The sequence below is a fragment of the Parabacteroides sp. AM58-2XD genome, assembly GCF_003463685.1.
Classification (GTDB): Bacteria; Bacteroidota; Bacteroidia; order Bacteroidales; family Tannerellaceae; genus Parabacteroides; species Parabacteroides segnis.
Map to the genome: position 1 here is coordinate 39,050 of NZ_QSDP01000039.1, position 13,318 is coordinate 52,367.

The 13,318-nt window shown below is 43.6% G+C and carries 9 protein-coding genes and 3 pseudogenes; 4 read left to right on the forward strand and 8 right to left on the reverse strand.

Annotation, left to right across the window (positions count from 1 at the left end):
- Positions 1-2 precede the first annotated feature (2 nt).
- The 7 genes and pseudogenes from DXA15_RS11250 to DXA15_RS11280 all read right to left on the reverse strand — a co-directional run bounded on the left by DXA15_RS11250 (position 3) and on the right by DXA15_RS11280 (position 7,401).
- Positions 3-221 (reverse strand): hypothetical protein, encoded by a 219-nt coding sequence (locus DXA15_RS11250; RefSeq protein ID WP_007658121.1) that lies wholly within the window; start codon positions 219-221, stop codon positions 3-5.
- 42 nt (positions 222-263) lie between these two features.
- Positions 264-893: a DUF3226 domain-containing protein gene (locus tag DXA15_RS11255; RefSeq protein ID WP_128134074.1), complete on the reverse strand. Its 630-nt coding sequence runs from the start codon at positions 891-893 to the stop codon at positions 264-266.
- Between the two features lie 2 nt (positions 894-895).
- Positions 896-1,234 (reverse strand): ATP/GTP-binding protein, encoded by a 339-nt coding sequence (locus DXA15_RS11260; protein WP_128134079.1) that lies wholly within the window; start codon positions 1,232-1,234, stop codon positions 896-898.
- Positions 1,235-1,538: 304 nt separating this feature from the next.
- The gene (locus tag DXA15_RS11265) at positions 1,539-2,009 is read right to left on the reverse strand and encodes an AAA family ATPase (protein WP_128134075.1); all 471 of its coding nucleotides are present in this window, start codon (positions 2,007-2,009) and stop codon (positions 1,539-1,541) included.
- A 128-nt stretch (positions 2,010-2,137) separates the two neighbouring features.
- Positions 2,138-4,976, reverse strand: a pseudogene (gene uvrA, locus DXA15_RS11270) (excinuclease ABC subunit UvrA).
- An 82-nt stretch (positions 4,977-5,058) separates the two neighbouring features.
- Positions 5,059-6,029 (reverse strand): annotated as a pseudogene (locus DXA15_RS11275) (lytic transglycosylase domain-containing protein).
- Positions 6,010-7,401 (reverse strand): gliding motility-associated C-terminal domain-containing protein, encoded by a 1,392-nt coding sequence (locus DXA15_RS11280; RefSeq protein WP_128134076.1) that lies wholly within the window; start codon positions 7,399-7,401, stop codon positions 6,010-6,012. The pseudogene DXA15_RS11275 and the gene DXA15_RS11280 overlap by 20 nt, the downstream one beginning before the upstream one ends.
- A gap of 81 nt (positions 7,402-7,482) precedes the next feature.
- Here DXA15_RS11280 and DXA15_RS26370 point away from each other — a divergent pair, with 81 nt between their 5' ends.
- The 3 genes from DXA15_RS26370 to DXA15_RS11290 are packed head-to-tail and all read left to right on the forward strand — an operon-like array spanning position 7,483 to position 9,945.
- Positions 7,483-8,325 (forward strand): LysM peptidoglycan-binding domain-containing protein, encoded by an 843-nt coding sequence (locus DXA15_RS26370; protein WP_233567187.1) that lies wholly within the window; start codon positions 7,483-7,485, stop codon positions 8,323-8,325.
- The gene (locus DXA15_RS26375; RefSeq protein WP_233567189.1) at positions 8,282-9,280 is read left to right on the forward strand and encodes a hypothetical protein; all 999 of its coding nucleotides are present in this window, start codon (positions 8,282-8,284) and stop codon (positions 9,278-9,280) included. Before DXA15_RS26370 ends, DXA15_RS26375 begins: the two co-directional genes overlap by 44 nt.
- Positions 9,277-9,945 (forward strand): porin family protein, encoded by a 669-nt coding sequence (locus DXA15_RS11290; RefSeq protein ID WP_199676289.1) that lies wholly within the window; start codon positions 9,277-9,279, stop codon positions 9,943-9,945. Before DXA15_RS26375 ends, DXA15_RS11290 begins: the two co-directional genes overlap by 4 nt.
- A gap of 6 nt (positions 9,946-9,951) precedes the next feature.
- Here the strand turns inward: DXA15_RS11290 and DXA15_RS11295 are convergent, their stop codons facing one another.
- Positions 9,952-10,818: a response regulator gene (locus DXA15_RS11295; RefSeq protein ID WP_233567190.1), complete on the reverse strand. Its 867-nt coding sequence runs from the start codon at positions 10,816-10,818 to the stop codon at positions 9,952-9,954.
- A 663-nt stretch (positions 10,819-11,481) separates the two neighbouring features.
- On the opposite strand from DXA15_RS11295, the pseudogene DXA15_RS11300 reads away from it, so the two are divergent.
- Positions 11,482-13,209: pseudogene (locus tag DXA15_RS11300) on the forward strand (beta-N-acetylhexosaminidase); the annotation flags it as partial.
- Between the last annotated feature and the right edge of the window lie 109 nt (positions 13,210-13,318).

The window sequence follows — 13,318 nt, forward strand, 5'->3', positions numbered from 1 at the left end:
GGTCAATCCGGTATATGGGTTTGCTGTTCTTCGCGGAAGGCCCGGAAGTCTTTCATGATCTCTTCGATCTCCTCGATAAAGTAGGGATCTTTCACATTTTTCTTCACCTCTTCGTAATAGGTTTCAATGGCCGCCAGGGCGCATATATCTTGTCCGCGCAGCAGGAAATAAGGTTCTTCCTTCTCTACGCATTGTTTGATCATCTGGATAGGATTCTTCATCTTAAATTAATTACATATTATAAAAGGACAAACGCGTTTGTCTTATTTGTTTAACTCCATTAACCAGGCTTTGAAAGCAATAACTAATTCTTTATCCTGACTGAATAAATGCTTTCTTATAGCAACATTTACAGAATCGCCCGGTTCATCATGCCACGCAAGCCAGGTATGAAGTTTCGCTTTTGCCCGATGTACATTTTTATATTTTTGAATATTCTTCTTTTCAAGATTTGTTATTACAGTTTCAGCTTCATGAAGCAACATATTATCTTCGGGAATTATTCCCATCATAAAATCCTCTAACATGCCGACATCCTGATTATTTGGCATAATCCATACGCCTACGACCAGGTCATTTTCATCTATAGGTGTTAAAATCAAACCATTCGGACATAACTGTAACGGAGGATTATACTTACCGCTTCTTTCCAGAATATCCCTTATAGATTGCCACGCACAAGCATAAGATGTATCTGCATCGATAATGACCCATAATTTTCTAAGGATATTGGAACTTTTCAAATGCATCTTAAAGGAAGTTTTCAGCTTAGTAATAGAACCTTCACTACTTATATCAAAATTGAGATCTATTTTCCACTGTTTATAAAATTCCCTTATGGCGTTTTCTTCACTACGCCCTTCAACTAAAAGCAAAGATGTCGGTGTTTCCATAGTTAACGAATTTCAATATCGTTCTGACCAATATAAGCCAGTTCTTCTTTTTCCTGATATTCAACAACCCGGATTGAGTTATTCCGATTTTCAAGTCTTATTATTTTCCCATTCTGGTTTGCCTGTGCATTTTCTGAAAAGCTTTTAATAGCGTCTTCACTATGTGTTGTGGCAAACACCTGGATATTTAATTCCTCTGATAACTCAAAAATTATCTTCCACAACTGGCTTTGCACTGAATGATGAAGACCATTCTCGAACTCATCTATCAGTAAAATGCCATCCTTACAATTTAACAGAGCTAAAATAATAGTTAAGACACGATTGATCCCATCTCCCATAGAACTTAACCGATAACGCTTTGCACTATCACGCAACACAACGACAGGCACTCTTTCATCTCTCGCGAAGAAGAAAGTATAACATCATCTTTCAAATAATTCAAAGCTTCAATTCTGGGCTCAATGATCCGAAGAGCTTTAATTATATACTTTTCAAGGGGAGTCAATGCCAGTCGATCAAAGAGGGCCGGATTCTTGTCACTCGAAATCTGGTTCGTACGAACATATTCAAAAGGGAGTTGTTTATCTGCGATTGGCACGGGAAGCCTGCCTCCATTGAAAGTATATAAAGACTTCTTATCTCCTAACAAAGACAAAAACCGATTTTAGCATTTGCATATTCTATATCCTGCTCTTCTGCTTCATCCAAAAATCTACGCACAGATCTTTCCAGGCCACTGTTATCCGTCTCCGTTGCAACGATATATCTCACCAATTTAAAGAGAAATGTTTCAGGCAAAAGAGAGCCGGTCACTTTTATCTCTATCGGTGAATGGAAAAAAGCGTCTATATCTCTATTATAATATAAAGAAGTGAAACGTTCTATTTCTTTCTCTATACTATTTTCTCTGGAAGAAAAACGAACACTCTCTCCACGTATCTCCAACAGTTCTCTAATCCAGTTGACATCTCCATTTGACGCAACAATAGATATAGCTTCCAATAATGTAGATTTACCTACATTATTTTTTCCTACAATCAGATTTACATTAGCCAGATTACCTAATGTCAGATTCTCAAAATTCTTATAATTATTAATGACTAATGATTGCATAATTATTACTTCTATTTACAATTGGATTAGACCTAACTAAGTGCAAATATATAAAAAAGGAATCATTATTATAGTATCTGATAATGATTCCTTTCGTACATGCCAATCCTTTTGGGATTATGCACAGTCTATTTCTTCAGTTCCTCTTTCAGGAACGGAGCGGTATAGCTCTTCGTTTTCTTCTTCACCATTTCTTCCGGCGTGCCGGTAAACAAGACCTGACCGCCTTTACGACCGCCTTCGGGGCCCATGTCGATCAGGTAGTCGGCGCATTTGATGACGTCGAGGTTATGCTCGATGACGATGATGGTGTTGCCCTTTTCCACCAGTTTGTTCAGGACACCCAGAAGGACGCGGATGTCTTCGAAATGAAGACCGGTTGTCGGTTCGTCCAGTACATATAATGTATTGCCTGTATCCTTTTTAGCCAGTTCAGTCGCCAGCTTCACACGCTGCTTTCGCCGCCGGACAACGTGGTGGAAGGCTGCCCCAGTTTAATATAACCCAGGCCCACATCCTGCAAGACCTTGATCTTGGACAGGATGGTCGGGATATTCTCGAAGAACTCCACCGCCATGTTGATCGTCATATCCAGTACATCCGCAATGGATTTACCACGGAAACGCACTTCCAGTGTTTCACGGTTGTAACGTTTGCCATGACAGTCCTCGCAGGGCACCAATACGTCGGGTAGAAAGTTCATCTCGATGGTCTTGTAACCATTCCCTTTGCAGGTTTCGCAACGACCGCCGGACACGTTGAATGAGAAACGCCCCGGTTTATATCCCCTCACCTTCGATTCGGGAAGATCGACAAAGAGGTTACGGATATCGGAAAATACCCCCGTATAAGTAGCCGGATTGCTTCGTGGCGAACGTCCGATAGGCGACTGGTCGACATTGACGATCTTATCCACATTGTCAATGCCCTCGATCGACTTATAAGGCAACGGATCTTCCAACGAACGATAGAAATGCTGGCTCAGGATCGGTTGCAGGGTACGGTTGATCAACGTCGATTTGCCGCTCCCCGACACGCCTGTCACACAGATCAGCGTTCCCAGCGGGAAAGTTGCATTCACATTTTTCAGATTGTTCCCGCTGGCACCTTTTATCGTGATAAATTTACCGTTTCCTTTCCGGCGCTCGGTGGGAATAGTGATTTCAGTCTCTCCGTTCAAATAGGCAGATGTCAATGTATTTACTTTCAGCATCTCCTGAGGCGTACCTTCGTACACGACCTCTCCGCCCAAACGGCCGGCTTTCGGGCCCATGTCGATCACGTAATCGGCATTCAGCATCATATCCTTGTCATGTTCCACGACAACGACCGAGTTTCCAGTATCACGAAGTTCTTTCAAAGAGTTGATCAGACGGACATTATCACGCTGATGCAACCCGATACTCGGCTCGTCGAGGATATAAAGCACATTGACCAGCTGGCTACCGATCTGAGTTGCCAGGCGGATGCGCTGGCTTTCACCGCCGGAAAGGCTTGCCGAAGCACGGTTAAGAGAGAGATAATCCAGCCCCACATCCAGCAGGAATTTCAGGCGCGAACGTATCTCCTTCAATATCTCTATCGCTATCTGTTTCTGCTTATGATCCAGACGGTCTTCGATGCTGTCCAGCCAATCATACAGTTCGGATATATCATAAGAAGATATCTCCGCAATATTCTTATCTGCAATCCGGTAATGCAAAGCCTCTTTGTTCAGACGCTGGCCGTTACATTCCGGACATGTAGTCATTTTAATAAACTGCCCCGCCCATTTTTGTGCGGAAGCGGATGCCTCACTCTCCTGCTGCATCAGGATATATTTGGCAACGCTTCATAAGACAGGAAATAATTGGAAGAACCCAGGGATTCGTTCTTGATCTGGAGCCGTTCGTCCGTTCCGTTCATGATCTCGTCGATCGCCTCCGCCGGAATATCCTTGATCGGCGTCTTGATCGTTACCCCATGCTTCTCGCAAAGGGCTTCGATCTGCCAAAAGATAAGCGAGTTCTTATATTTCCCGAGGGCCACGATCCCGCCGTTATAGATACTGAGGGAAGGGTCCGGCACGATCTTTTCCATATCCAGCAGGTTCACCTGTCCCAATCCCTTACATTTGGGGCATGCACCTTGCGGGGAGTTAAAGGAAAAGTTATGCGGAGCCGGTTCGCTGTAGGAAAGTCCGGTTGCTGGGTCCATCAGACGACGGCTGTAATGGCGCAACTCATCCGTATCGGCATCCAGCAGCATGACCAGTCCGTCACCCTGCTTCATGGCTGTACGCAGGCTTTCTTTCAGGCGGCGTTCGTCAGAAGCCGAGACAACCATTTTGTCGATCACCACTTCGATGCTGTGCATCTTGTAACGGTCCAGCTTCATGCCGTGGAATATCTCCTTGATCTCTCCATCGACACGGACGGTCAGATAGCCTTTCTTACGAACCTGCTCGAACAGTTCCTTATAATGTCCCTTACGGTTGCGGACCAGCGGAGCCAGGAGGTATGTTTTCTTTCCCTCATAATGTTCCAGAATCAGGTCGAGCACCTGCTCTTCGGTGTATTTCACCATCTTCTCTCCGCTCAGATACGAGTACGCCTCTCCCGCCCTTGCATAAAGCAGACGGAAAAAGTCGTAGATCTCTGTCGTCGTGCCGACGGTAGAACGGGGATTCTTGTTGGTCGTTTTCTGTTCGATCGAGATGACCGGACTCAATCCGGTGATCTTATCCACATCCGGACGTTCCATATTTCCGAGAAAGTTACGGGCATAGGCAGAGAATGTCTCCACATACCGGCGTTGTCCTTCCGCAAAAATCGTATCAAAAGCCAATGACGACTTACCACTACCACTCATACCCGTTATCACGGTAAGTTTGTTTCTCGGTATCTCGACGTCTATATTCTTCAAATTGTGAACGCGGGCGCCTAAAACGGAAATACGTCCGCCTTCCAATGCATTCTTATCATTCATACTTCTTATCACTGTTTTCTTTTTCATCCGGGAGAAAATCCTGTTCCATCCGAATGGAACTCCGATTACACCCGGAAGGAATTTATCTTACCACCCAAACCGGGTTATGCACGTACGTGTTTGGTGTCTTGTAATACATATCACTTTGTTTGGGAACCTGAAGCGTATAAGTCTTCCCCAATGTCTGCAATTTCCGGTCACGCAACCAGGGGTTGAAGCGTTTCAGGTCGGCATAGGTTATATCATACTTCTGTGCAAAAGCAGACAAATCGGGAATATCTGACGAGACAGCCACATCTTCGCAGGCAACCGGCTTGTACAGGTCTTCCGCCCGGAGCACGAAACCATATTTATACGGGTTCTCAAATATCTGTTTGATCGCCATGATACGATAGACGTAACGGCTTGTTTCCTCTACCAACCAAAGATCGAGGTGCTGTCGGCTTCCTGTTTGGTCAGTTCGCCGGAGATACGTCCCATGCCCGCATTATAAGAAGCGGCCACATTCGCCCAGTCACCGTATTTGTCGTAAGCAGCTTTCAAATATTTGCAGGCAGCCTCGGTCGCCTTGGCTACGTGGCAACGTTCATCGACCGTCGGAGTAACAGTCAGACCATATTGTTTACCTGTCCCTTCCAGAAACTGCCACATTCCCACGGCACGTGCCGGCGACGACACACGCGGGTCCAGATGACTCTCTATCACAGCCAGATACTTGAAGTCATCGGGGATACCGTTTGCTTTCAATATAGGTTCGATAACCGGGAAATAGCGGTTGGCTCGCTTGATCAATAACATGGTGGTCGAATGGAAATAAGTAAAACTACTCATTTCACGGTCGAACCCTTCGCGCATATTATAGCGGGTCAGATCAATAGGTTTACCACAGAAAGTAACCGACGCCGGTATATCGGGCGACGATGTCATCGACATCACCACCGGACGCCCGTCCATTACTTTTTCCGAATCGCTTGAGCCGATAGACAAACAAGCAGTCAGGCAGATCAGACCGCCTGACAAAAAACTGAATATACTATTCTTCGATAATCTCATCCTGAATTTGTTTTGATCTAAGAATGTTAATAGAACCTTTTCTCTTTATAGGTTTACCGTCCGAGCCGGTAGCCTCAATCACATAAAAATAAACACCGGGGGCCACATACTTGCCTCCCTTTTTGCCGTCCCAGCCTTTCGACGGGTCCGTCCAATGATACATTTCCACTCCCCACCGATTGAATATCCAACATTTGAAACGGGTCAGAGAGCGATAGGCCACCCTGAACTCGTCGTTGATACCGGGCGATGTACCGGGCGAAAAAGCATTCGGGACATCGAGATAAGAATCCGAAATGTTTACCGTAACATCAGGGGGATTTGCCTGGCATTGGCCAGTCCGGTCGTTCACTGTTAATCTAACCACATAAGTACCGTTTTGGTTGAAAACAAAAGAGGTTTCCTCTCCGCTAAAATCTCCCAATAACGTACCGTAATTCTCTTCGCCCTCTTCATTACCTTCACTGCTTCCTCCGCCTTCATCTTTCCTGTATATCTTCCAATTAAACATAGCAGCAACCGGCGTATTAGCAATTGCCGTAAAATTAAACTCGACCGGAGCAGAGAGACTGTCGCCTTTTACGACCATATTAGGCACATCAGAGGCATAAGACAAAGTATCTATTTTCATAACAGCTTCAACGGCGATGGCCTGATAGACATCAGTCGTCATTGTTTTCTCCACACCGAAATGACGAGCGAAGAGGTCACCTTTTAAAGTAACGTCTGTGTCACAAAGCGGAGCTGGAACAGGATCTTTAAAAGGATTATTAATTGTTTCAATTACAGTTTCAGAAAGAAAAGAAGTCTTATCTTCTCTCATCTTCTCTGTCTGATAAATAACCTCAAACTCACGGTTTAATATTTTTGAAGTACCTGTCTGAGGATAATTATACCTCATTTCCGGCATTTCTGCAATACCACCCAAATACATATTAGTACAATTACTACGTTGTGTATCTATATAAAAACTTGATATCTCAAACACATATTTACTATAATCTATAAGCCAAACATATGCTTCCGAAAGACCGGTTTCTTCAACATAATACCCATATCCTTCTTCCAAATTACTTACCACAGAAGTTGTTCCATTCTGAACAGACGGAATCTTCTCTGCTTCCAGCCTTTTGGTCTTATACCTATACCATTGATGCGAAGTAGAAGATGAAGTATAACTGATTTGTACGTTATCCATACCATAAACAAGATAGACTTCCAAATGCTGATTCTTGTTCATATCTACACCTGCATCCACTAACAAAGGCGTACCTCTCCCCCCTGTTACCGTATATTTTTGAGCATGTGCTGCAAGTATCAATAACAAAAAACAGAGCGTTCCGATCACTCTTCTTAAACAATTCCTTTGCATATATTATAACCTAATTAGCTTCCAAAATTAGTATTTTATACGGACATACACTATCTTTGCTGCAAATATTCGAATCAGCAAATGAATAAGATTAGTATATACGTATTGACGTTATGCCTGAGTTTTTCCGCTGTCTCCTTGTATTCACAAAACAACAGAGCACGGATCATTACTACTAACGAATTAAATGATAATATATTTTATCATACGATTGAACGGGGACAAACAGTCTACTCGATCGCTACCATGTACGGAGTAACTGTCGACGACATTTATCACCTGAATCCCGAAAGTCGCGAATCAATAAAGGCCGGAGCCACCTTAAAAATCCCGCAAAAGGATGTAAGTTCCGCTCCGATGGGAAACGCTGAAGATAATTATCTGTATCATACTATACAACCTAAAGAAACGCTGTATTCATTATCTATCCGGTACAAAGTGCCCGGTCCTGATATTATCGCGGCAAACCCGGGATTATCCGTTTCCACTTTTACCATTGGCAAGACGATCCGTATCCCGGCAACTCCTATAGAAACACTGCCGACCAAAGAAGTAAAGACCGTAACCAAGGAAATCGAATATACGATCGCCAAGAAAGAAACGATGTACCGCATTTGCCGGAAATTCAATGTGTCCAGTGCAGAACTGATCAAAAGGAACCCCGAACTGAAAAACGGAGTAAAAGCCGGTATGGTCATTAAAATACCGGTAGAGACTAAAGAGACAGTGACTGAAACAGCTCCTGCCATGCATGAAAGAGACGTCAATGCCCTTTTGTCGATCCCCCAAGAGATCAAGCGCGTCAATATGATCAAGGTAGCTTTGTTATTGCCGTTCATGACAAACGAAGCAACTCCATCTGCAAACACGTTGCGTTTTATTGAATATTACGAGGTATGCTGCTGGCTGTCGACAGCTTCGTAACAGCGGTTGTTCGATCGAACTTTCCGTCTTCGATACTGGCAACGGAACCAAGAAGGTGAAAGAAATCCTGAAAGAAGATGCTTTGAAGGAAGCCAACCTGATCATCGGAGCCGTACAAAACGACCAGATCGCTCCCGTTGCCGAATTTGCAGAAAAGAATAATATCAAATACGTGATCCCATTCACTTCCAAAAATGACGATGTATTATCCAATGCGCATGTATACCAAGTTAATACGCCTCACTCCTATTTGTATGCCAAAGCATCCCAAGCTGGTTGCGACCTGTTTGGGAACGATAATATCATCCTGGTAAAAGTGCCCGGCACAGAAGAGAAAACGGATTTCATCAAAGCCTTCAAAGCAGAAATGAAACAACGGAATATCGCCTGGCGTGAACTGACCTACTCAGCCGAAACATTCCCAGTCGAGATAGAAGCTATGCTCAGTACAGATAAACGAAGCGTGATCGTTCCGACTTCCGGCTCACTGGATGCACTGAATAAACTCAAATCGCCTTTACGCATGCTGGCTGAGTCTAAACCCGAATGCAATATCACCCTGTTCGGTTATCCGGAATGGCAGACGTATACCCGCGAATGCCTGGATGACTTCTTCGCTCTGAATACATATATATATAGTAACTTCTATGCCGACAACCTTTCGCCCGAAGTTGCTGATTTCTATTCAAAATATAAGACATGGTATAGTAAGAACCTGATCAATACGTTCCCTAAATACGGTATATTAGGATTCGACACTGGTATGTTCTTTTTTGATGCCATCAAAAAATATGGTTCCAATTTCGAAAACAACCTGGACAAGATCCGTTATAAGAGCATACAAACCAGATTCGATTTTGAACGGGTAAATAATTGGGGCGGATTCATCAATACCAATATATTTATCGTTCACTACCAGAGTGATTTTAACGTAACACGTAGCGAAGTAAGATGATTAGAAAGAGTATAATCACATCCTTTTTGTGCCTGGCCATTATTATAAGCGCCATGGCACAGCAAAACAGGTTTCCTCAGGAGGTCTCCGTTGGTGCTTCCTTCGGAATGAACTTCTCGTCCGTAAGTTTCAATCCCAAGGTATATACGAAAATGAAACAGGGGTACAATGCCGGACTGGTGCTGCGCTGGAACACGGAAAAGAATCTGGGGTTACAAACCGAACTGAATTTCAGCCAACAGGGATGGGACGAGGAATTCGAAGAGCATCCGACCTATAAATACAGTCGTACGATCAATTATTTCGAAATTCCGTTCTTCACCCATATCTATTTCGGCAGCAACAGATTCAAGTTTTATTTTAACCTGGGTCCCAAAATAGGTTATGCCTTCAGCGAAAAGACGGAAACAAACCCGAACGAGACAAATACGAACGCCGGCTCCAATGAGCAACACAACATGGCCATCCAGAAAAAATTCGATTGGGGATTGTGTGGTGGTCCGGGGCTTGAACTGCGTACCGGCATCGGTTATTTCCTGCTGGAAGGACGCTATTATTATGCGCTGGGTGATATTTACGGTAGCCGCAAAAGCGATTACTTCAACAAATCGTCCAGCCAGGTAATCTCCGCACGTATCATCTACCTGCTGCCCATCCGGAAATAAGAATTTTCAACTGAAATGTTCCTGACGGTATTTGGACGGAGTCGTTCCGTACGCCTGTTTAAATACCGTACTAAAATAACGCTGGTTGGCGAACCCTGCCTTCTCTGAAACCTCCAGGATGCTGAGATTCTTATCCGCCAGCAGTTCCATCACACGGGTCATTCTGAATTTATTAATATAATCGCCGATACTGATATCGGTCAATGCCTTCAGCTTATTATACAGGGAGGCACGGCTCATTGCCATTTGCGTGGCGACATAGTTCACATCCAGGTCTGGGTTTTCCAACTGTCTCCCGATCAATTCATTCAGTTTCTTCATAAATACCTCATCCGCATTGCTAATCGTATCTTCTTTAAGAGAAATGACTGCAATATCGCTTTTATAACGTTGCTTAACCGCTTCCCTGTTCTTTAAAAGATTACAGATCATTACCAGCAAGAACTCCAGATCAAACGGTTTCGGCAAATAAAAATCTACTCCTTCTTTATATCCTTGTATCGTACTACCCTGGTCTGCCCTGGCGGTCAACAAAATAACCGGGATATGGCTGACTTCCGGCGTGCTTTTTAATTGCCGGCAAAATTCAAAGCCATTCATACGAGACATCATCATATCACAAACAACAATATCGGGTACACAATGCACAGCGATATTCAATGCTTCTCCCCCTTCTTCCGCCACATACACTTGCCTGAAATGTGTTTTCAATGAAATCTTCAGATAATTCAGAAGTTCCGGTTCATCCTCCATAATCAGAACGGAATACTTTCCTACAGAAAAGTCCGTGAATAACCTGTGCAGATTGGCATCAACCACTTTCCCCGCCCAATGCAGACGTGTAACTGATGATTTCTTTTTCCGCTTTTTCACGATCAGACAGAAAACAAAGAACAGCCCTATTATAACCAATAAGCTACAACAGAACATGAACCAGGTCATTCCTGATATAACGCTTGTATGAGCCGAATAACAAAAAAAGACATAAAATAAATATATATACACTCTTGTAGCCAACACCTTCAATGTTTGATTAATAGATTAATACCAGTGTTCCGTAAGAACTCATGCCATTGTATCTTAATCAATAGATTATTAAAGAATTAGTCATTGAATTAAATACTTCGGTAGTTTACAGGTAGCTTATTATAACGAATAACCAGAGGAATAGTTACTGTTTTAGAATCTAGGGTGTACAGCCTGACTATAAAACACTATATATCGCTTCACTAAATTTTACCGTATACTTGTTAGAATTAAGTAAGAAATAAAATCCTGGCCCATAAACTATAAGAGAAGCATCTTTGTGTAAAAAAATCTTTTTATATCTTTGCTGAATAAATAAGAGAACATGAGTTCTTACGGGACTAATATTCCTCCAATAACACTTAGGAATCAACATTTCTCCCCTTTTCTGGACAAATATTGAAGTTTTTTGTACAAATCCTGACATTAACCGCCAACTATACATCTACATTTGTAACAGCATACTCCGGTAGTATAAAAGCGAAATTGTTAACACTAAAAGTATATCAAATGGCAAAAGGCAAACTCCTTCTTTTTTTATTTATTGGCTGGTTAGTTACCGGATGCACCACCTCCGGTCCGGCTGAAATGAATATCATCCCGCTACCGGAACAACAAGTAGCCGGAAACAGCCATTTCACATTCAGCAAGAATACTGTCATCCAGGTCGAGAATCGGGAACAGAAACCGATTGCCGGATTATTAGCTGATTTGTTTACCTCTTCTGCCGGATTTACACCTGTGGTAAACACTGGTTCGTCCGCCGCTTCCGCCTCCGTCATTTTTTCTACCGACACAACACTCGTAAAAGAATGCTATAAACTGGATATAACCCCATCCCGTATCTCTATCCAGGCAGCCGGTAAAGAAGGATTCTTCTATGCCGTGCAGTCAATCCGCCAGTTGCTTCCTCCCGCTATAGAAAACAAAGAACCGGTTAGTAATATCCAATGGAACGTACCGGCATTAAACGTACAGGATAGTCCGCGTTTCCCCTACCGCGGATTATTACTCGATGTCTCCCGCTGTTTCATTCCTAAAGAAAATGTAATCAAAATCATTGATTACATGGCTATGCTGAAACTGAACAGACTAAATTTGCATCTCGTCGACGGAAACGGCTGGCGACTGGAAATAAAGAAATATCCCCGGTTAACGGAAGTCGGTGCCTGGCGGGTTGCACGCGAAGGGGATTTCTCCCAACGCAAAAATGCTAAACCGAGTGAACCGACACCCATAGGCGGATTTTACACACAGGAGGATATGAAAGAGATTATTGCCTATGCGAATGCCCGCCAGGTCGAAATCATTCCGGAAATAGAGATGCCGGCACATACCAATTCCTCGCTGGCCGCTTACCCGGAACTGGCATGCCCCATAGTAAAAGATTTTATCAGCGTCATTCCAGGAATGGGTGCACATGCCTCTGAAATCGTCTATTGCGCCGGTAACGACAAAGTCTATTCTTTTCTGGAAGATGTGATAGACGAAGTGGCCGACCTTTTCCCCTCTTCCTATATCAATCTGGGAGGCGATGAAGCCTCTAAAAAGAACTGGAAGAAATGCCCGCTTTGCCAGGCACGGATGAAAGCCGAAGGATACACGGACATCGAAGATTTACAGGGATATTTCATGAACCGCATGTCCGATTATGTAAAAAGTAAAGGCAAGCAGGTCATCGGATGGGACGAACTCATCAACAGCAAAATACCCGACGGCGCCACAATCCTGGGATGGCAAGGAATGGGGACGGCCGGATATAAGGCAGGGCAACTGGGACATAAGTTTATTATGACCCCGGCACGCGTCCTCTACCTGATTCGCTATCAGGGCCCGCAATGGTTTGAACCACGTACTTATTTCGGAAACAATACCTTAAAAGGCGTATACGACTATGAACCTATACAGCCGGATTGGGACCCGAAAGTTGCCGCCAACCTGATAGGCGTGCAAGGATGTATGTGGACGGAATTCTGCTATTCGGCAGAAGATGTCGAATACCTGCTTTTCCCCCGTCTGGCCGCCGTTGCCGAAATAGCCTGGTCGGGAAAAGACCGGAAAGACTGGCCCGGCTTCCTGAAACGCCTGGATGTATTAACACAACATTATGATTATCTGGGAGTAAACCACGCCCGTTCCATGTTCAACATCGACCATCTGGTAACAGGCAACAACGATACATTGAAAGTTGTCCTCACCTGTATCCGACCGGATATGGAGATACGTTATACGACCGACCAGGGCAGACGCATTAAAATAAATATCTAATTTACAGTAAAAAAACTATTACTTAATCGATTTAGATTGTTGATTAATAATCTATTATAGTATATTGTTTTAAGAATAA